Source organism: Magnetofaba australis IT-1 (genome assembly GCF_002109495.1).
GTDB lineage: Bacteria > Pseudomonadota > Magnetococcia > Magnetococcales > Magnetococcaceae > Magnetofaba > Magnetofaba australis.
In genome coordinates this window covers 379,119-399,571 of record NZ_LVJN01000015.1, presented here as the reverse complement: position 1 = coordinate 399,571, position 20,453 = coordinate 379,119, and the positions used below count along the sequence as shown (strand labels likewise).

General features: G+C 62.2%; 18 protein-coding genes. 13 read left to right on the top strand and 5 right to left on the bottom strand.

Going from position 1 to position 20,453, the window contains the following annotated elements:
• The first annotated feature begins 2 nt into the window (after positions 1 to 2).
• From MAIT1_RS04075 to MAIT1_RS04055, 6 genes are all read left to right on the top strand, one after another.
• Positions 3 to 641, top strand: coding sequence for a DUF4390 domain-containing protein (locus MAIT1_RS04075; protein ID WP_085440980.1), 639 nt, complete (start codon positions 3 to 5; stop codon positions 639 to 641).
• Complete coding sequence (locus MAIT1_RS04070) at positions 638 to 2,938, top strand: sensor histidine kinase (protein WP_085440978.1); 2,301 nt, start codon at positions 638 to 640, stop codon at positions 2,936 to 2,938. Before MAIT1_RS04075 ends, MAIT1_RS04070 begins: the two co-directional genes overlap by 4 nt.
• The gene (locus tag MAIT1_RS22700) at positions 2,935 to 3,462 is read left to right on the top strand and encodes a response regulator (protein ID WP_241893407.1); all 528 of its coding nucleotides are present in this window, start codon (positions 2,935 to 2,937) and stop codon (positions 3,460 to 3,462) included. Before MAIT1_RS04070 ends, MAIT1_RS22700 begins: the two co-directional genes overlap by 4 nt.
• Positions 3,414 to 4,349 carry a sigma-54 interaction domain-containing protein gene (locus tag MAIT1_RS04065; protein WP_241893406.1) on the top strand — a complete coding sequence of 312 codons (936 nt, stop codon included), beginning with the start codon at positions 3,414 to 3,416 and terminating at the stop codon, positions 4,347 to 4,349. The genes MAIT1_RS22700 and MAIT1_RS04065 overlap by 49 nt, the downstream gene beginning before the upstream one ends.
• Before the next feature lie 109 nt (positions 4,350 to 4,458).
• On the top strand, positions 4,459 to 4,671 hold the full coding sequence (locus MAIT1_RS04060; protein WP_085440976.1) for a hypothetical protein: 213 nt from the start codon (positions 4,459 to 4,461) through the stop codon (positions 4,669 to 4,671).
• Positions 4,671 to 4,886: a hypothetical protein gene (locus tag MAIT1_RS04055; RefSeq protein ID WP_085440974.1), complete on the top strand. Its 216-nt coding sequence runs from the start codon at positions 4,671 to 4,673 to the stop codon at positions 4,884 to 4,886. Before MAIT1_RS04060 ends, MAIT1_RS04055 begins: the two co-directional genes overlap by 1 nt.
• A gap of 30 nt (positions 4,887 to 4,916) precedes the next feature.
• On the opposite strand, the gene MAIT1_RS04050 is transcribed toward MAIT1_RS04055, so the two are convergent.
• The 5 genes from MAIT1_RS04050 to MAIT1_RS04030 all read right to left on the bottom strand — a co-directional run bounded on the left by MAIT1_RS04050 (position 4,917) and on the right by MAIT1_RS04030 (position 9,073).
• Positions 4,917 to 5,216, bottom strand: a complete 300-nt coding sequence (locus MAIT1_RS04050) for a HigA family addiction module antitoxin (protein WP_085440972.1) — start codon at positions 5,214 to 5,216, stop codon at positions 4,917 to 4,919.
• 10 nt (positions 5,217 to 5,226) lie between these two features.
• Positions 5,227 to 5,505, bottom strand: coding sequence for a type II toxin-antitoxin system RelE/ParE family toxin (locus MAIT1_RS04045; protein ID WP_085440970.1), 279 nt, complete (start codon positions 5,503 to 5,505; stop codon positions 5,227 to 5,229).
• Between the two features lie 73 nt (positions 5,506 to 5,578).
• Complete coding sequence (locus MAIT1_RS04040; RefSeq protein WP_085440968.1) at positions 5,579 to 6,670, bottom strand: glycosyltransferase family protein; 1,092 nt, start codon at positions 6,668 to 6,670, stop codon at positions 5,579 to 5,581.
• A 561-nt stretch (positions 6,671 to 7,231) separates the two neighbouring features.
• A complete protein-coding gene (locus MAIT1_RS04035) occupies positions 7,232 to 8,149 on the bottom strand; it encodes an adenylate/guanylate cyclase domain-containing protein (protein ID WP_085440967.1) in 918 nt (305 codons plus the stop codon).
• Positions 8,150 to 8,203: 54 nt separating this feature from the next.
• On the bottom strand, positions 8,204 to 9,073 hold the full coding sequence (locus MAIT1_RS04030) for a PP2C family protein-serine/threonine phosphatase (RefSeq protein ID WP_085440965.1): 870 nt from the start codon (positions 9,071 to 9,073) through the stop codon (positions 8,204 to 8,206).
• A 278-nt stretch (positions 9,074 to 9,351) separates the two neighbouring features.
• Between MAIT1_RS04030 and hemB the strand changes: the two genes are divergently transcribed.
• From hemB to MAIT1_RS03995, 7 genes are all read left to right on the top strand, one after another.
• On the top strand, positions 9,352 to 10,341 hold the full coding sequence (gene hemB / locus MAIT1_RS04025) for a porphobilinogen synthase (protein ID WP_085440963.1): 990 nt from the start codon (positions 9,352 to 9,354) through the stop codon (positions 10,339 to 10,341).
• A gap of 112 nt (positions 10,342 to 10,453) precedes the next feature.
• On the top strand, positions 10,454 to 11,491 hold the full coding sequence (locus tag MAIT1_RS04020; protein ID WP_085440961.1) for a tRNA (5-methylaminomethyl-2-thiouridylate)-methyltransferase: 1,038 nt from the start codon (positions 10,454 to 10,456) through the stop codon (positions 11,489 to 11,491).
• A gap of 23 nt (positions 11,492 to 11,514) precedes the next feature.
• Positions 11,515 to 11,796: a sulfurtransferase TusA family protein gene (locus MAIT1_RS04015; RefSeq protein ID WP_085440959.1), complete on the top strand. Its 282-nt coding sequence runs from the start codon at positions 11,515 to 11,517 to the stop codon at positions 11,794 to 11,796.
• A gap of 405 nt (positions 11,797 to 12,201) precedes the next feature.
• Positions 12,202 to 13,629 carry a B12-binding domain-containing radical SAM protein gene (locus tag MAIT1_RS04010; RefSeq protein ID WP_158089303.1) on the top strand — a complete coding sequence of 476 codons (1,428 nt, stop codon included), beginning with the start codon at positions 12,202 to 12,204 and terminating at the stop codon, positions 13,627 to 13,629.
• A 114-nt stretch (positions 13,630 to 13,743) separates the two neighbouring features.
• Positions 13,744 to 14,190 (top strand): CBS domain-containing protein, encoded by a 447-nt coding sequence (locus tag MAIT1_RS04005; RefSeq protein ID WP_085440954.1) that lies wholly within the window; start codon positions 13,744 to 13,746, stop codon positions 14,188 to 14,190.
• Positions 14,191 to 14,497: 307 nt separating this feature from the next.
• Positions 14,498 to 19,522, top strand: coding sequence for a PAS domain S-box protein (locus tag MAIT1_RS04000; RefSeq protein ID WP_085440953.1), 5,025 nt, complete (start codon positions 14,498 to 14,500; stop codon positions 19,520 to 19,522).
• A complete protein-coding gene (locus MAIT1_RS03995) occupies positions 19,494 to 20,435 on the top strand; it encodes a diguanylate cyclase domain-containing protein (RefSeq protein ID WP_085440951.1) in 942 nt (313 codons plus the stop codon). Before MAIT1_RS04000 ends, MAIT1_RS03995 begins: the two co-directional genes overlap by 29 nt.
• Positions 20,436 to 20,453: the final 18 nt, after the last annotated feature.

Here is a 20,453-nt window from a genome sequence, read left to right as displayed (position 1 = left end):
CCATGACGCCCCCCGCCGTTGCATCCATGGGGCGTCGGCTCCTGTTTCTCATCGCTCTGGCCGCTCTGTTGCTGCTGTTTCTGGCCATCGTGCAACAGCGCGACCAACAGCAGCAGAACGCCTTCATCGCCGCCACCGAACTCACCATCAACGGCGGCAAGCTCTACGCCCAAACCGCCCTGCATGACGATCTAATCACCCAGATCCGCGATCTGCTGGCGCGCGGCGAACCCATTCGCCTCACCTACCATTTCCGCGTCCTGCATCAGCGCGACTGGCTCCCTGACAAGCTGCTGGCGGAGACCACCGTGACCCGTCGCCTGCAACTGCACAAGATCACCCAACGCTACGAGATGCGCGAATCAGTGGATCAGGAGCAACCCAAGCTGCTGTACGAATCGGACCCCGATTCAGCGCTGCGCTTTCTCACCCATCCGCGCTTCATCGCCCTGGGCGAACCGCCACAGGGGGTGGAGAAGCTGACGGCGGCGCTGCCGGGCGGTCCCCACTCTTACCGCTTTGAAACCCGCGTCACCCGCGAGCGCGAAGGGCTGTCGCGCATGTTCCGCGTGCTGTTCCGCTGGCTCAGTCTGGGCCAGCGGGAAGACCATCTGATGATCCGGAGGTATCGCGCCGCATGAGTCCGCTCAATCTGTTCGGCCCCACGCGCGCCGCCATTGAGGAGAACGCGCGCAAACCCCAGCGCCCGGTTGGCCGCTGGATGTTGATGTTGCTCATGATGGGCGTGGTCACCGCCACCGCGGTGGTGGGGCGCGGCCTGTTCGGCAGTGAAGCGGTCACCGGCGGCGACTACAGCGCAGTCTTTCTGATCCTGCTCTATGTCAACCTGTTCCTGGCCATCACCTTCGGCTTCCTGGTGATCCGCCATCTGTCGCGCCTGTGGCTGGATCGCCGCCGCCGTCTGGCCGGTTCGCAACTGCGCACGCGCATGGCCACCCTGTTCGTGGCCCTCTCCCTGCTGCCGACCCTGGTGATCACAGTGCTGTCGGTGGAGCTGCTCAACAAGGGGGTGGACTCCTGGTTCTCCGACCAGGTGGCCACCGCACTGGACCACTCCCTGGACGTGGCTCGCGCTTATTATCTGGAGAGTCAGCGCACCGTGCGCCACGACGCCGAAGATATGGTGCGCAACCGCGCCATCACCTCGGCGCTGATTCTGGAGGGCGCCGAGGCGGTGAGCGCCGCGCTGGAGGTGGAGCGGCAGGCGCGCGGCCTGGATGAGATCGCAATCTTCCGCCACGACGGCGTGCGCGTGGCCAAGGCGGGCGACCTGCCCCAGGAGACCCTGCCCGACCTCACCAGCCTCACCCATGGCGGCGTCAACTCGCTGCTCACCACCGACGACTCCGGCTCCCTGACCCGCGCCTATGTGCGCTTGGGGCCCGACCACTTCCTCTCCGCCGGACGTTGGATCGACCGCCAGATCCTGGCGCAGATGCAGACCATCGAAACCACCTACGTGGACTATAACCGCCTGCGCGACTCCCATGGCCTTCTGCGCGGCAGCCACACCATCACCCTGGCGCTGATCACCCTGTTGCTGGTGCTGGCGGCGGGCTGGTCGGGCTTCCGCATCGCCGACTCCATCACCGACCCCATCACCGAGCTGGTGGTGGGCACCCGCCACGTGGCCGAGGGCGACTTGTCGGTCAATCTGCCGGTCACCGGCGATGACGAGCTGGCCACCCTGGTCTCCTCCTTCAACGCCATGACCCGGCGTCTGGCCAAGAACCGCACCGAACTCCAAGGCGCCAACGCGCTGCTGGAGGATCGCCAGCAGTTCCTCTCGGCCATCGTCAGCAACATCTCCTCCGGCGTGATCAGCGTCGATCTGCAGGGCGATGTGGCGTTGATCAACCCGGTGGCCGCCAGCCTGCTGGAGCTCAACCCTGACGACCACATTGGCCGCCCGTTTGAGGAGGCGCTGCCCAGCGCGCTGTTGGGTCCGTTGCAGAAGCTGCTGGCCGCAGTGGACGCCCAGGGGGCTCAGGATGATGACGCCACCGCCCCCGGCGATGCCGTCAACAAAACCAAATTGGCGGCGCAGGCGCAGTTCACCCGCGCAGGCGGCGACGTCACCCTGCTGGTGCGCCTCACCCCGCTGGAGAGCGCGCGCACAGGATTCATCATCACCTTCGATGACCTCACCCAGGTGGTCAGCGCCCAGCGATCCCGCGCCTGGAGCGAGGTGGCGCGGCGCATCGCCCATGAGATCAAGAACCCGCTCACCCCCATCCAACTGTGGGCGCAGCGCATGCGGCGGCGCTATCTGCATCGCGATTTCGACGGCGAGCCCGATTGGCGCGTGCTGGATGAAGGCACCGAGAGCATCATTCAGCAGGTGGATGAGCTCAAAGTGCTGGTGGATGAGTTCTCCACCTTCGCCCGCCTGCCGCGTCCGCATCTGCAACAGGGCGACCTCAACGTCACCGTGCGCGAGGCGCTGCAGCTGCACGACGCCGAGTTGCGTAATGTTGACCTGACCACGCAACTGGCCGAGGCGATGCCCGCCATCTCCCTGGACCCCAGCCAGATCAAACAAGCCCTGACCAATCTCATCGCCAACGCCATCGCCGCCGCCGACGAGCGCGCCGCCAAGGCCCGCGAAGCGGGTCTGGAGGCCCAGGCGCATCTTGCCATCCACACCTTTGTGGCCGACAATGGCCGTTGGGTCGGCTTGCAGGTGGCCGATAGCGGACCCGGCATCCCCGCCGAGAAGCGCGATCAGGTGTTCGAACCCTACTTCACCACCAAAAAGCGCGGCACCGGACTGGGCCTGGCCATCGTCAAGAAGATCGTCGAGGACCACAACGGCCACATTCGCATCAAGGAGTCCCGTTGGGGCGGCGCATTGGTGGAGGTCTCTCTGCCCCGCGCGGCGACCCCGGCGCTGGAATCGAGGGACCTCTCCGCATGAGTCACACCATTCTGATCGTCGATGACGAAGAGTCCATCCGCACCAGTCTGCGCGGCATTCTGGAGGATGAGGCGTTCAACGTGCTGGAGGCGGACTCCGGCGAGGCGGCGCTGCGCCTGCTGGCCAAGCGCGAGGTCTCGGCGCTGCTGCTGGATATCTGGATGGAGGGGATGGATGGCATCGAGACGCTGCGGCGCATCAAAGAGCCCGAGCAGATGTCTGATGATTTTCCCCACCCCCTCAACCCCGACGCGCCGGTGATCATGATGTCGGGCCACGGCACTATCGACACTGCGGTGCAGGCCACCCGTCACGGCGCCTATGATTTCCTGGAGAAACCGCTCTCGCTGGAGCGGGTGCTGCTGCTTCTGGACCGCGCCATTCGCGAATATCGCCTCAAACGCGAAAACCGCGAACTCAAACGCCGCGTCGAGTCCGACTTCGCCATGCTGGGCGACTCCGCCCCCTTAAACGTTTGGATGAACAGATCCGCCGCGTCGCCCCCACCGATGGCTGGGTGCTGATCAGCGGCGAAAACGGCTCCGGCAAGGAGGTCGCTGCACGGCGCATCCACGCCCTCTCCCAACGCGGCGACGGCCCCTTCATCGCGGTCAACTCCGCCGCCATCCCCGATGATCACATCGAATCGGCGCTGTTCGGTCACGCCGCCGAAGGGGTGGGCGGCGAAGATGGCCCCCAACCCGGCCTGCTGGAGCAGGGCCACCAGGGCACCCTGTTTTTGGATGAGATCAGCGACATGTCGCTGCCGGTGCAGGCGCGCATCATGCGACTGTTGCAGGAGCAGCGCATCGAGCGCGTAGGCGGTGGCGTGATTCAGGTGGATGTGCGCGTCATCGCCGCCACCAACCGTGACCTACGCCAGGAGATCGAAGCCGGGCGCTTCCGCGAGGACCTCTACTATCGCCTCAATGTGGTGCCGCTCTATGTCCCGCCCCTGCGCGAGCGGCTGGAGGATATCCCCGGGCTGGTCAACCACTTCCTGCGTCAACAGGCGCAGGCGGGACTGCCCGAACGCGCCTTCTCGCCGCAGGCGCTGGACGTGCTGGCGCAGTACCACTGGCCCGGCAATGTGCGCGAATTGAAGAATCTGGTGGAGCGCATGGTGATCATGTCGCCGGGGCGGGTCATCGACGCCGAGCATCTGCCGGAGTTCATTACCCCGGAAGGCGCAGTGGTGAATAGCGCCAAATCCGTATCCAGCGGGGAGTGCGATCTGTGGGCCGAGGTGATCGCCATCGACTCCCTGCGCGAGGCGCGGGAGCGTTTTGAACGCGCCTATCTGCAGGCAAAAATGGGCCAGAATGACGGCAACATCTCCCGCACCGCCGAAGCCATCGGCATGGAGCGTTCGGCATTACACCGTAAAATCAAAAGCCTGGGGCTGGCGTAGGCCAGCCATAAAATCCTCTTCCCCGCTGGCATGGGCTGTGCTTTGTCTAGGGCGACGGCGCATTTTGCGTCGCTGTGATGACCTTCAGGAATCCACCGGGGAAGAGACAATGACGGTCCATCTGAACGAGAGTTTCGCCCATCTGGCCACACGCGGCATGATCACTGCGCCCCATGGCCCCATGTTAGCCACCATGGATGACGCCTCCCTGGCGCGCCTGGGCAGCGGCGCCATGGCCACCCTGCTAGGCGGCGGCGGCAAGCGTCTGGCTTGGCTCATGGCCAAAGAGCGCGCCCGCCTGCTGGCCGGGACGACGCGCTGATGGGGGCGACGTGGCGCGACTGGCTGCGCCGCATCCTCACCGTGGTCGGCGCGTTGATGATTCTGGGCGGCTACCATCTGCTCACCCATGGAACCGACCGCATCACCGTGGATAACGCCGCCGATGTGGCTGCGCGCGCCCAAGACGGCATGCTGCTGGCCATCTTCGGCGGTCTGGCCCTGCTGGTGGCGCTGTTCCTGAAAAACCGCTCTTGAAGCGTGAGGTAATAAGCGCCTCGCCTGGATTCAGGCGACGCTCTGCTCCAGCACGGCAACCTCCTGGGCAATCTTATCGCCCGATTCCGCGCGCAAACGAGAGAGGTCATAGGCGGTTTGCAGGTTCAACCAGAACTCTGGGCTGACCCCAAAGTAGCGCGCCAGCCGCAAAGCGGTATCCGCCGTCACTCCACGCCGTTGCTTGATGATATCGCCAATGCGCGTTGCCGGAACGCGCAGCGCCAACGACAACGCATGCGCGCTCAGACCATGAGGCTTCATAAACTCTTCTAAAAGCACTTCGCCAGGGTGGGTTGCAATACGGGGCATGGGCGCTTCCTCAGTGGTAATCGATGATTTCAACATCATGCGCATGGCCATTACGCCAAACAAAACAGACCCGCCATTGGTCATTGATACGGATGCTGTGTTGGCCTTTTCGGTTCCCTTTGAGCGCTTCCAACCGATTACTGGGCGGCGCGCGCAGGTCTTCCACTGATGTGGCCGCATGCAGCATATCGAGTTTACGCAGAGCAACCGCGCGGATGTTGACGAACCGCTTGTGTGAACCAACAGCGAACAATTTAGCAGTCGCCTTGCATGCGAACGATTGAATCATGGATTGAGGCTATAACGCTGAACGTTAAACATCAACCGTTACAAACCCTGAATGTCACCCCCCACGCTCGCCTTTACTCACGCTGCAAAAAACAGCGTATCCGCCGCGCCGCCTCTTGCGCCCCATCATGGGCCGGACGCGGCGGCGTCGGCTGCGCCAGCACCGCCTCAAAATCCGCCCACCAATCGGCCTGAAAAAACTGCTCCAGCGTGATCTCCCGCGCGCGGCCATGCTGCGCCAGCCAAGCACAGATGGACGCTTCGTCGGCAAAGTGGAAGCGTCGCGCATAGAGGAACGGAATGCCGTGGGCGGCGCACTCCACCGACATGCCGTAACCCGGTTTGCCCACCACCCCATCCACACTGCCGATCACCGCGCCAAACGGCCAATCGCCCAAACGCCCCACGTTGTACAGGTTCTCTTCATGGGGGGCGTCGGGATGGTCAATCAGAAACAGCCCGCGCCGCTCCCGCCGCAATAGATCGAACGGCAGCGCATCGATGGGAATCCCCCCCAAACTCACCAGAATCAGAGGCCGCGTCTCTTCGGGGCTAATGCCCAACTGCGCGCGCAATCCGGCGCGGTCCGGCTGCGCGGCATCGAGAATCGGCGGAATCTCCACCACATGGGGAAACGGCGCATCGGCCATGGCCGGGTGCGGCGCCAACGCCAGATCCACCCCGCCATAGGCGACGCGCATGCGCTGTAACCATGCAGCGACGCGCGGCTCGGCGACGTCGTAATAGCCCGCCACAATCCGATCCCAACTGAGCGAGGCCAGCGCCACCGTGGGTATGCCCAACCCTTGCGCCGCTTCTAAGGTGAGATAGGGGATATTGGCGATCACCACATCGGGGCGAAACGCCGCCATCTTCTCCCGCTCGCGCGCCAGCTTCTGTGGCCAATCGGCGTGCAGGGCGTCCAGCGCGGCGGCGGTGGCGGGCAGATCCGGCTGCATGGGGTCGGTTTGAATCAATCCCACGTCGCGCGGTTCGGAGTCGTGGATATGCGGCAAAGTGAGTTTATAGCGGATTTTGCGCGCCGGTAACGCGCAACAGAGGGTGAGCGCCTCCAGTGGCGTCTGTTGCGCCAAAGCGGCAAGCACCGGAGCGGTTTGCGCCAGATGGCCAAAGCCATGGCCGGACACCGCGCACCATACGCGCATGAGAGGCTCCCCATATCGTCGCGTGAAACGAAATCAGGACAGTTTGGTGTGAGAAGATAGCGAGGGCTTTGCCCTCGAACTCTCAAGGTCAAAAGCCAAACCGTGATTCGGGCCATGGATGGACCGAATCACCCCTCTGACAACCAATCGACGGCCCATATAGTCAGTCGAATTCAAAATTGGATTTTGGCGATTTTGAATATGGAAGATATCGAGGGCTTTGCCCTCGAGCTCCCAAAAACCAAACCGTGGGCTCCGCCCTGGATTGCACACCATTGGCGCTGGGCGCGCGCCCCCAGACGATTCGGCAGGATTGCCGAATCGGACTCGCGCAAGCGAGCCCGAAGGGTGAGGGCCATGGATGGCCCGAATCACCCCGCCGCCGACCAGTCGGCGGCCAATCAGTCAGCGCGAATTTCACCTGCGTCACGCAAACATTGGCCGTTCTGCGCCGTTTTGGTTTCACATGGCTAGAGCACAGACGCCCCAGAGGCGCCGCACACAAAAATGGCCCGGCGTCATGCCGACGCCGGGCCACAAAGTCAGAGGTGTCATCAGCGCTTAATCTTCGTCGTCACCGGCGTCGAAGTGCACCGCCAGATCATCACTGGGGCCCAGTTTCTGGCCCAGACCGATGACGCCCTGGCCGGTCAAACGGCGCTCGTCACGATGCACGAAGAAGTTCTCGCCCGCGCTGGTGCTCACATAGGTGCCGTTGGTGCTCTGGTCGACGATGACAAAGCGATCGCGACGGAATTCGATCTTGCAGTGCACCCGCGAAGACATGTTGTCCGGCACGCGGAATTCACTCTGCTTACCGCGTCCCAGGGTGATGGAGTCCCGCGAGGGCCCCAGCTCCACCTGCTCAGTCGAGTAGCGCAGAGTCAGCTTGTGGGTCTGCTGCTGCGCCATGCCAGGCGACGGCATGCCGCCCATGACGGTCAGATCGTCCTCTTCGCCCCAGGTCAGCTCGAAGATCTCCACCGGCTTGGTCTTGCCCTTCACCGTGGTGGTGATCAGCATACGGCTGTTCTCGGCAATGTCGGGACTCACCTCCTGCAGGGTTTCGCCGGTGGTGATGATCTGCTCGGCCTTGGCCTGGGCCACCATGCGCGCGGCCAGATTCACCGCGTCGCCGAACACATCGAGGCGCTTGCGCTCCATTTCGCGAATGACTTCGCCAAAGTGGAAGCCGATGCGCACGTGCAGTTGGTGGCCAAGTTCATCTTCGCCCTCCTCCACATCCTCCTGCATGCGAATGGCGGCTTCGGCGGCCAGATCGGCGGAGGGGAAGATGCACATCACCTCGTCGCCGATGGTCTTGACCACCTTACCCTCATGCAGCTCAGTGAGGCGGGTGAGCATTTCGATGCAGCGGGAGGTGACCTCTCGCGCCTTGGCGTCGCCCAACTCCTCATAGAGGCGCGTGCTGCCGGCAATATCGGCGAACATAATAGCGAGGCGGACTTTTTCTCTCATGGCTCGGTCCTACACAGCATTAAGGATTCGAATCAATTAGCGCAGCAGGTTGGATCACGCCACCACCAATCCGAGGATCAGGGTGATGTTGTCCTTGCCGCCATTATGTTTAGCCAGTTCGATCAGCTCATCGCCGATCTCTTCCAGATTCTCTTCAGTGGCCTTGCCGAGCTTTTCCGCCAGCACGGCGTCGTCCACCATGTTGCTCAGACCATCGGAGCAGATCAGATAACAGTCGCCCGCCTGGTCGTCCACCAGCGCCACGTCCGGCACCACATTGGCGGCCGGGCCCATGGCCTGAGTCAGGATGTTCTGCGACGGCTGCGCGCCGCGCTCGCCGAAGTCGCGCCACTGTTGAATCATGGAGTGGTCGCGGGTCACCTGCGAGAAGTCGCCTTCGCGGAAGCGATAGACGCGGGAGTCGCCCACGTGGAACACCACCAGACGATCTTCATAGTTGGAGAGCCACAGACCCGCCACCGTGGCGCCCATGCCGGTGCCTTCAGGGTATTTGCGTTTCTGGTTCTCTTCAAACACTTTGCTGTTGGCGTACTCCACCGCATGGCGCACCAGAGTCACCGCCGGATTGGGCACGTCATCCTGAGTGGGGCCGTCTTCCTCTTCGTCATCGGTCTCGGCCGTAGCGATGGTGTTGACCACCGTGGGCGCTTCATCGGGATAGGTGTCGTCGCTGCGAATCGTCTGTTTGCGGCCGAAGGTTCCGGGGCTCATGAGGTATTCGCGCAGCGCAGCGATCACTTCACGGCTGGCCACTTCGCCATGATCGTGCCCGCCCATACCGTCGGAGACGACCATCAAGCGCAGCGAACCATCCACCGCAAAGCTGTCTTCATTGAGGGTTCTGACCCGGCCTACGTCGCTACGACCGACGACACAGATCCGATTCCCAAGCTTTTGCGCCATATCCGTCAGCCTTCTTTAACAGGAATGAACGCGGCCCGACGCAGTGAGTGGCGCGGCCTAATTCAACTCGGTTCATACAAAACAGTCCCTGAGTATAGGGACAAATGTTCACTTTCCCAAGGGATTCAACGCAGTTTGACCTTACAGGGCGCAATTGAGCGCTTGCCCACACGCATCTCATGCCGCATCATGCTGCCGCATACAGCAAAATTTTTCAATATCCGCGCGCCCAGGCCGTCCCTTTAGGCCGACCCGCGCGACGCCACTTCGGAGCAACCATGGCCTCTTTGACCCATCGACCCCGCCGCTTGCGCCGCCACCCGGCCAGCCGCGATATGATGCGCGAAACCTTTCTGTCTCCAGCGCATTTAATCTATCCGATGTTCGTCGTCGAAGATGAGGCGCGCCGCATTCCGGTGGCCTCCATGCCCGGCGTGGATCAGGTCTCCATCGATGAGGCGGTCAAGGACGCCAAGCGCGCCTATGAGTTGGGCCTGGGCGGGGTGATCCTGTTCGGCATTCCCGACCATAAAGACCCCGCCGGGCATGACGCCTACGATCCCAACGGCGTGGTGCAGCGCGCTATCCGCGCCATCAAGGCGGAGGTCCCGGAGCTCTATCTCATCGCCGATCTGTGCCTGTGCGAATTCACCGACCACGGCCACTGCGGCATCGTGCACCCGGTGGATACGGTGGACAACGACGCCACCCTCAAGCTGCTGGGCCGCATCGCCGTCACCTACGCCCAGGCGGGCATCGACATGGTGGCGCCCTCGGGCATGATGGACGGCATGGTGGAGGCGATCCGTCACGCTCTGGACAGCGCCGAACACGAATCCATTCCCATCATGGCCTATTCGGTCAAATACGCCTCAGCCTTCTACGGACCGTTCCGCGACGCCGCCGACAACGCCCCCTCCTTCGGCGACCGCCGCGCCTATCAGATGGATCCGGCCAACCGCCAGGAGGCGCTGCGCGAATTGGAGCTAGACCTGGAGCAGGGCGCCGACGTGGTGATGGTCAAACCCGGCCTGCCCTATCTGGACATCATCCGCGACGTGCGCGAGCGCACCCACCTGCCGGTGGCGGCCTACAACGTCAGCGGCGAATACGCCATGATCAAGGCCGCCGTGCACAACGGCTGGCTGGAGGAGGAGCGCACCGTGCTGGAGATGCTCACCAGCTTCCGCCGCGCCGGCGCCAATATGATCCTCACCTACCACGCCCTGGACGCCGCCCAATGGCTGCGCGCGGCGGGGAACGGTTAATCCGCTTTCGCGTCTGAACTGTTCGCGAAGCCATTTTTCGCACCGCAATGACGGCGCGCGCCCAGCCTCCCGGCCCGGCGCGCGCTGACGCTTTTATCCATGGAGTTTCGTCATGCCCAAAGCGCGCGCGTTGGGACTGCTCTCGGGCGGTCTGGACAGCACCCTGGCCGCCCGTCTGCTCATGGAGCAGGGAATCGAAGTGGCCTGCGTCAACTTCTACACCGGCTTTTGCGTACAGAACCACACCCAGGCGATCCGCGCCAAAGAGGGCGATCCGGCCCCACGCCACGACGCCCTCCACGCCGCCGAAGTGTTGGGGATCAAACTGCACATCGTTGATATCTCTGAAGAGTACGTGCGCATTGTCACCGACCCCAAGTATGGCTACGGCAAGAATCTCAACCCCTGCCTGGACTGCAAGATCTTCATGGTGGAGAAGGCGTGGGAGCTCAAAGAGAAGCTGGGCTTCGACTTTCTCTTCACCGGCGAGGTGGTGGGTCAGCGCCCCATGAGCCAGCGCGCCGACACCATGCCCAAAGTGGCGCGGGAGTCCGGCGTGGAGGGGTGGCTGGTGCGCCCGCTGTGCGCCAAGCGCCTGCCGGAGACCGAGCCGGAGAAGCAAGGGTTGGTGGATCGCGAAAAGCTGATGGGCTTTCATGGCCGCTCGCGCAAGCCGCAGATGGCCCTGGCCGCCGAGTTCGGCCTGGTGGACTACCCCTCCCCGGCGGGCGGCTGCTGTTTCCTCACCGACGAGAACTATTCGCGCCGTTTGCAGGACCTCTGGGACAACCGGGGTTCCAAGCAGTACAGCATGGAGGATATCATCCTCCTCAAGGCGGGCCGCCATCTGCGCATTTCGCCCACTTGCAAGATCATCGTTGGCCGCGACGAGCCGGAGAACAACTTCCTGCAAGGGTTCCGCGCCGGACGCTGGGCCATCCGCGCCGCCAACCTTCCCGGTCCGCTGGCGCTGGTGGAGGGCGCTCCCAGCACAGAGGATCTGGAGGCCGCCTGTCGTCTGACCGCGCGCTTTGGCAAAGGCAAGAGCCACCCCAGCGTCGCCATCAGCGTGGAGCATGACGGCCAGACCGAAACCCGCGAAGTCGCCCCCTTTGGGGCCGATGAGGTGCCGCAATCCTGGTATCTGTAACACAGCCAAAGTGAGGCCTGCGCATGCCGCAAACCGACGCCCCCCTCTCCGCCGCCGAACTGGCGGCGCTGGAACCCGACCTGCAGGTGGACGCTCGCTTCACCCTCTGCCCCATGCCCATCGTCAAGACCGCCCAAGCGCTGGAGCCACAGCCTATCGGCGTCCTGGCCCGGGTGCGCGCCACCGACGCCGGCGTGGCGCGGGATCTGCCCGCCTGGTGCCGGGTGCAGGGGCAGGCGTTCCTCGGCTGCGTGCAGGAGAACGGCGAATGGGTCGGCTATGTGCGAAAAATCGTTGCATCATGAATTATAACCAGAGAAAGCCAATTAACGGGTAAATAAAAGATATCGAGGGCTCCGCCCTCGAGCTCCCAAAAGCACAACCGTGATTCGGGCCATCCATAGCCCTCACCCTTCGGGCTCGCTGCGCGAGTCCGATTCGGCAATCCTGCCGAATCGTGGGTCCGCCCTGGATTGCACACCATTGGCGCTGGGGGCGCGGCCCCCAGACCCCGCCGCCGACCAGTCGGCGGCCAATAGTCAGCACAAGTTCAACCTACGCCCCGCAAACATTGGCAATTTTGTACAGGTTTGACTTCGCAAGGTTGTAGAGTTGCAAATACGATCCAGTCCGATTTGCAGGAACCAATTCCCCTGTCGCCCAGTCGGAATTGTTGTCACCGTTGGCCGATGATCAGGAGCCCTGTTCACATGAACTTTCTGTTTGTTTTCGCTTACGAAGAGACCAATATCAGCCAGATGAAGGTGCATACGCCGCCACTGGGCATCGGCTACATGGCGGCGTTCCTCAAGCAGGCGGGACACTCTGTGCGCGCAGTGGACCTGCAGGTCCAGCACAAGCAGGATGTATTTGATAACATGGACGGCGTGGAGATGGTGGGCATCTCCATCCTCACCAACTACTTTGAACACGCGGTGGATCTGGTCAGTGAGCTGCGCGAGCGCGGCTTTAACGGCAAGATCGTGCTGGGCGGCCCCCATGTGACGGCGCTGGCCGAAGAGAGTCTGCGCGACTCCGGCGCCGACTACGCCTGCGTCAGCGAAGGCGAAGAGGTGATGTTGGACTTCGCTGCCGGCAAGCCCGGCGAGGAGATCCCCGGCATTTGCTGGATCGAAAACGGCGAATTTCGCCAGAACCCCATGCGCGCCTTTAACAAGCCGTTGGATGAGTACCCCTTCCCCGCCATCGAGGTGTTTCAACTGGAGCGCTACGGCAGCTACAACATGACCCTGGTGTCGCCCTCCACCCGCGACGGCATCATCATGACCAGCCGCGGCTGTCCGTTCCGCTGCGACTTCTGCTATCGCGACGACATCAACAAACGCATGCGCATGCGTTCGGCGGAGAATATCGTCGCCGAGATCAAGCAGCTCAAAGAGCGCTACGGCTACCGCAAATATTCGTTTATCGACGACTGCTTCAACGCCAACATCAAGCAGGCCAAGCGCATCTGCCAGGCCATCATCGACGCCAAACTGGATATCATCTTCACCCTGCCCAACGGCATGCGCGCCGACCTGGTGGACGACGAGCTGGCCGGACTGATGAAAAAAGCCGGCTGCATCGGCGCCAACATAGGCGTCGAGTCGTGGGATGAGGGCGTGGCTGAGAAGATGGACAAGCGCCTGAAAAAGGATGAGGTGATCAACGCAGTGCAGCTGTTCCGCAAGCACGGCATCATCTGCACCGCCTACTTCATCATGGGTCACTACTGGGACACCAAAGAGAGCGTCAAACGCAATATCGAGGCGGTCAAGGAGCTGGGCGCGGACTTCTTCCAGTTCACCAACTTTGTGCCGGTGCCCGGCTCCCCCGCCTACAACATGCTGCGCCGCGAAGGCTTGCTGGATATCAAATCCTTCCGCGAATACAGCCTGTTTGGCAGCAAACTGCTGTTCAAACATCCGATTTTGAGTGAAACCGATATTCATTCGAGCATTCGAATCGCCAACCAAAAAGCCGCGTTCCGCTTGCGGACGCTGGTGGTGATGCTCAAACGGCCCATCATCTTATGGAACGTTTTTCGACAATTCGGCCAGATCATGGCGCTAACCAAAATCACTGAGTTCGGCAGGCCGCCAGACCTCAAGATGTCAACCAACAAGACCGAGGCGTAACGGAGCCTTTTTCGCACTGCCGACTGTACTGGCGCCAAGCCGATCTGCCCGCCACTTGAGAACGATGCCGCCACATCGCGCGCGATGCGGCCATGCGTCAGGGGAGACAGGACGATGAGCACAGTCAAACAGATTCTGAGCAGTAAAATGAGCAATCAACTCGCTGTGATTGCGCCCACCGCCAGCGTATTCGATGCGCTGGTGATCATGTCGGAACGCAATATCGGCGCGCTTCTGGTGCTGGAGGAGGGCCAACTGATCGGCACATTCTCCGAGCGTGACTATGCCCGCAAAGGGATTCTGCAAGGACGCGCCTCCAAGGAGACTCCGGTGCGCGACATGATGAGCGCCGAGATCGCCTGCGTCAGCCCTGACGCCTCGGTGCAGGAGTGCATGGCGCTGATGACCCACAAGCGTTTCCGCCACCTGCCGGTGCTGGATGAGGGCAAGCTGGTGGGGGTGATCTCCATCGGCGACGTGGTGCACCGCCTCATTGGCGACCAGGCCTTCACCATTCAACATCTGGAAGAGTACATCACCGGCAACACCCTGGCGGTGTAACTCGGGCACACGGTTTCACCTCTCTTATTCGGGCCTGACGCCTCGCGTCAGGCCTTTCTGCTGCGCCCAGAAAGCTTCTTCGCGAAACGCGGCTGGCGCGCAAACAGGGCTCGCCGCAACAGAGGCGGCGCAAGATTTCAGACTGATTGATCAACCCCCCGTATTCACTGCAAAACTCAGAACGTCGTGCTTGTCGAACCCCGGTAATCAGCTTATAAATGTTATATACTGGTTAACCTAGCGCCGAGTCCGCTCTGAGAATATCAATGGCTCCACCGCCCATCTTCGCCAGAGGAGTCAGCAGGTCATGGAATCCCCTCTCGTCCAGACCGCCGCCCCACGCCGCACAGGCCTGCCCTTTATTGCGGCGATTGTGGTGATGGTCATCTGCCTTCTGCTGGCGCTTTTCAACGAAAAGGCGGTGTGGCTGGAGAAGCGGGAGCGCGCCACGCTGCTGGCCCATCACATGACCAGTCAGATCAATCAACAGCTCACGCGCGATCTGTTTTCCGCCAAAGCGCTGGCTGCGCTGGTGCGCCAAGGCGATGGCCACATCGCCGATTTTGACGAGGTGGCGCAAGAGATCCTGCGCATCAACCCCACCATCAGCTCCCTGCAACTGGCCCCGGCGGGCGTGGTGCGCCACATCGTGCCGTTGGCGGGCAATGAGAAAGCCATCGGCCACGACCTGCTCAGTGACAAAAACCGCAATAAGGAAGCCTTAAGCGCAATTGAGACCCGTTCCATGACGCTGGCGGGGCCGTTTACGCTGATCCAGGGCGGCGTGGCCGTGATCGGACGCCAACCGGTGTTTCTGAAGGATCGCGCCGACGACTTCTGGGGCTTCACCTCGGTACTGATTCGCCTGGAGGATGTCACTCGCCACCTGCGTTTTGCCGAAATTGAAGCCACAGGCTACAGCTATCAGCTATGGCGCAACCACCCCAATACCGGCGCACGCCATGTGTTTGCGCAATCGCAAACCCCCATGGCCGCCGATCCCATCACCCAGACCATCAGCGTGCCCAACGGCCAATGGTTCCTCAGCGTGGTTCCTCAGCGCGGTTGGTTCAGCCCTTTGCGCATTGCGCTGGAAGCGATGATTGCGCTGCTGGCGGGCGCTCTGGCGGCTTGGGTCATGCGACGAAGACAAAGAGGGCAGGATGCCCAGTGGACCACGTTCAAGCGCCTGGAGCTGGCCACCTCCCTATCCGGGCTGGGGATCTGGGTGTGGGAGCCTCAACGCAATCTGCTGCAGGGGGATCAACGCGCCTGCAAGATGTTTGGCCTACCCGCAGAATCCGCACACACGCCCCTGCAAGGGGATGTGTGGTTCACCCGCGTACACGCCAGCGACCACGATCATGTGAAGCAACTGATGCACACGCGGTTTGTGGGGGGCGAGAGCGTTGATATATCCTTTCGCACCACCGACGCCAATGGCGAGACCCATTGGATTCAAGGCGCCGCCTTCGTTGATCAGAGAGAGGCTCAGGGATCCCACCGCATCACCGGCGTATTCCGCGACATAACCGATCAACGTCAAACCGAATTGGCGCTGCGCGACGCCTCCGACCGCATGAAGACCCTGCTCGACACCGCCAGCGACGGCATCCACATTCTGGATGAAACCGGCAATGTGGTGGAGTTCAGCCAGACCTTTGCCCAAATGCTCGGCTACTCCCCCGATGAGGTCAAACAGCTGAACGTACGTGACTGGGAGGCGCAACTCTCTGCAGAAGACCTGGTGCATGCGCTGCAAGCCCTGCTCAAGGGCGCTCGCACCTTCGAGACCCGTCACCGCCGCAAAGATGGCGTGGAGTTCGATGTTGAAATCAGCGCCAAAGGGATCCGTCTGGGCGAGCGTCAACTCCTCTATGCCTCTGCGCGGGACATCTCCGGGCGCAAGCAGTCCGAAGCGCGGCTGCAGGAGAGTTTGGAGTTCAGCCGCACCCTGCTGCTGCAATCGCCGGTGGCCAAAGGGGTCTACCGCGCCAGCGGCGAGTGCGTCATGGTCAATGAAAGCATGGCCAAGATGGTCGGCGCGCCGGTGGAGCGCCTGCTCAAACAGAATTTCCGCCTGATTCCCTCCTGGCGCAACTCCGGCTTGCTGGACGCGGCGGTGGAGGCGCTGCGCGAACGCGCCCCGCGCAAACATGAGATCCGTCTGACCACTTCGTTTGGGCGCGAGGTGTGGGCCGAGAGCCTGCTGCTGCCCGCCACCCTCAATGGCGAAGACCATCTGATCGCCCAGTTCTTCGATCTCACCGACGCCAAACGCAAAGAGGCGCGCTTGCGCTCTCTTACCGAACGCTTTGAGCTGGCCGCCAATGCGCTCTCTTTAGGCATCTGGACGTGGGATCTCAAAACCGATGATCTGGAGTGGAACAAACGCATGTTCGAGCTCTATCAGGCGCCCAAAAGCCTGTGGATCTCTCAGCCCTCGCTTACCTTCTGGCGCAGCCGTTTCCACGAGGAGGATCTGGCGCGCCTGAACCACGATATCAAAGCCGCCATGGACGGCGACAAGCTGCTCGACAGCGCCTTTCGCATCACCCTGCCCGACGGGAGTTTGCGCCACATCCATATGGCGGCCATTGTGGAGCGCGACGATCAAGGCCACCCGGTGCGCATGGTGGGCATCAACCGCGACATCACCGCCGAGCACGCCGCCGAAGAGGCCCTGGTCGAGAGCGAATTGCGCTTCCGCAGCGCGTTCGAAACCGCGCCCCATGGCATGGCGCTGGTCTCCCTGGAGGGGCGTTGGCTCAAGGTCAATCAGGCGCTGTGCGAAATCATCGGCTATAGCGAAAAAGAGCTGCTAGCGACTGACTTTCAAACCATCACCTATCCCGATGATCTGGAAGCGGACCTGCAATACGTCCAGGCGTTGCTGGCCGGTCAGATCAACAGCTACCAGATGGAGAAGCGCTACATCCACAAGAACGGCGGGTTGGTGTGGATTCTTCTCAGTGTCTCTCTGGTGCGCTCCAGCGATGGCTCTCCCATCCACTTTGTGGCGCAAATTCTCGACATCACTGAAGCCAAACAGGTCCAGGAAGAGTTGATTCAGGCGCGGCATAACGCCGACGCCGCCAATATCGCCAAAAGCCAGTTCCTGGCCAACATGAGCCATGAAATCCGCACCCCCATGAACGCGGTGCTCGGCTTGCTGCAACTGACCCACCACACCCTGTTGGATGACCGGCAGAAGGATTATATCGAAAAGGCCGAGGTGGCGGCCCGTTCCCTGCTGGGCATTCTCAACGACATTCTCGACTACTCCAAGATCGAAGCCAATCGCATGGAGCTGGAGACCGCGCCATTCGATCTGGCCGAACTATTCCACACCTTGGCCTCGCTCCTCTCCACCACGGTGAGCGATAAGGATGTGGAGATTCTGTTCGATATCGACGGCGCCATGCCCACCATGCTGTCGGGCGACGCCCTGCGTCTGCAACAGGTGTTGATCAACCTCACCAGTAATGCGGTGAAGTTCACCCCCAAAGGCAGCGTCACCGTTGCGTTGACTCTGCTGGAGAGCACCGCACAGGAAGTCACCCTGGAGTTCAGCGTCAGCGACACTGGCATCGGCATCTCCGACGAAAAACTGTCGTTGATCTTCGAAGGCTTCTCCCAGGCGGAAGCCTCCACCACGCGCCGCTTTGGCGGCACCGGGCTGGGTCTGGCCATCAGTCGTCGCCTGGTGGAGTTAATGGGCGGCGAGCTGCAAGTGATCAGCGAAGAGGGCAAAGGCAGCCGCTTCTTCTTTACCCTCACCCTGCCGCTGGCCAACGCCATGCCCGAGCAGCAGCGCGCCGCGCCCAAACTCGGCTCCAAAGGGGCCCCGCTGCGCGCCCTGATTGTGGACGACAGCGAGATCTCCCGCGATGTGTTGGCGCGCATGGTGGTGGACCTGGGCGGGCAGGCGCATGTGGCCCAGAGCGGTCACGAAGCGATCAAACTGCTCGCGTGCGATGATGGCGCGCCGCTACCCTACGACCTGGTGCTGCTGGACTGGAAAATGCCCGGCATGGATGGGTGGGAGACCGCCCGCTACATCCGCAACAACTGCCCCAGCGGCTCCTCGTTGATCTTCATCCTGATCACCGCCTATGGGCGCGAAATGGTGCTGCAACAACATGAAGAGTCCCCCGGCGGACTGTTTAACGGATTCCTCACCAAACCCGTCACCCATGAGATGCTGCGCGAAGCCATTCTCACGGCAGGCAGGCAAACGAATCCCGATCTGAAGAAGATGGACCTGCAGCCACAGACACCGCTCCACGGCATGAATCTGCTGGTGGTGGAGGACAACCCCACCAACCAACAGGTGGCCCAGGAGCTGCTCTCGATTCAAGGCGCCGAGGTGGTGGTGGCCGATAACGGCGCCGAGGGCGTGCGTCTGGCCATGGCGGCGGAGCCGCTGTTTGACGCCGTGCTGATGGACATTCAGATGTCGGTGATGGACGGCTTTGAAGCCACGCGCATCCTGCGCGAGCGCTTTACGCCCCAGCAGCTGCCGATTCTGGCGATGACCGCCAATGCGCTCAGCTCCGACCGCGAAGCGTGTTTGGCCGCGCAGATGAACGACCATGTGGGCAAACCGTTTGACGTGCGCGAAGTGGTGGCGAAGATCCTCACATGCTGCGGCCGCACCGTGGTGGGGGAGAGGGCGCCCCCACCCTCAACGCGCCAAGAGGCGGCGCAAAATTTTCCCGGCTTTGATTATCCAGGCGCCATGGCGCGTTTCAACAATCGCGCGCGCGCCTATCTCATCGCCATCGCGGGCTTCCAACGCGACCTGCCGGTTCTGCTCTCGCGGCTGGAAAGCGCAATCAACGAGAAGGATCGCGACGCCTTTGGCCGCCACTTGCACGCCCTGAAAGGTCTTGCAGGAACCCTGGGCGCGGTGACGCTGTCGGCATTGGCGCGTCACTGTGAAGCGGAGTTGGCCTCAGGGGACGCGCTTGAGCCCATGCAGACCCAACTGAATGAGGCCGCGTCCCAAGCCTTGGAAGTAATCGAGCAGATCCATACGCAGCTGGCCGAGCCCCAAGCAGAAACCAGCGACAGCGCTACGGAATTGGACGCCGACGCCTTGCGCGCCGATCTGGATGAACTGGATCTGCTGCTGGCTGAACAAAATTTGCGTATGCTGGAGGTGGTCGCCAACATCGAACGTAATTATGGCGCAATGCTGGGCGCGCGGCTGAAACCGCTGCTGGACGCAGTCAACGGCATGGATATTCCCAGCGCACAGGCCGCCAGCACAGAGCTACGCGAATCGTTGGAAGAGTCAGATGAAGCGTCGCACGATAAGTCAGAGTGAGAGCAAACCCCGCATTTTGATCGTGGATGATCAACCGGGGAATATTCAGGCGCTCTACCACGCCGTGGAGCCAGTCGGCGACATCTTTATGGCCACTGGCGGCGAGCAGGCGTTGGCGTTCTGTCGCAACGACGCCCCGCCGGATCTGATCCTGCTGGATGTGGAGATGCCGGATATGAACGGGTATGAGGTGTGCCAGCGCCTCAAACAGGATCACCGCAGCGCCGATATTCCAGTGATCTTTGTCACTGGCCACGCCAGCGCCGACGATGAGGCGCGCGCCCTGCAGATCGGCGGCGCCGACTTCATCCACAAGCCGGTCAACCACGCCATTGCCCACGCCCGCGTCTCCACCCAGTTAACGCTCAAAGCGCAAAGCGACCTGTTGCGCCGACAAGCGCAGGAGGACGCCCTCACGCAGATCGCCAACCGCCGCTATTTTGATCACGCCCTGCGTCAGGAGTGGCGCCACTGCCAACGCCATGGCGCGCCGCTCTCTCTGCTCCTGCTCGACGTGGACTATTTCAAACGCTACAACGATGACCAGGGCCACCCCCAAGGCGACGCCTGCCTGCGCCAAGTGGCGTCTGTCATTGCGCAAAACATGGGTCGCCCCCACGATTTGGCGGCGCGTTACGGCGGCGAAGAGTTTGTCTGCCTACTGCCTCAGACCACACGCAAAGGGGCTCTGACCAAGGCGGAGCACATTCGTCAGCAGATCGCGCAACTTGGACTGCCGCACCCCGCCTCAGCCTGTGCTGAGGTCGTCACAGTCAGCATCGGCGCCGCCACGTTAAAACCCTCCAGCCACGACGCCTGGGAACGCCTGCTCCTGTTGGCGGACCAGGCCCTCTACGCCGCCAAAGGCGCAGGCCGCAACCGGGTGGAGATCAGCGAAGCGGAAGATGGATAACACGTAATGTCACGACAG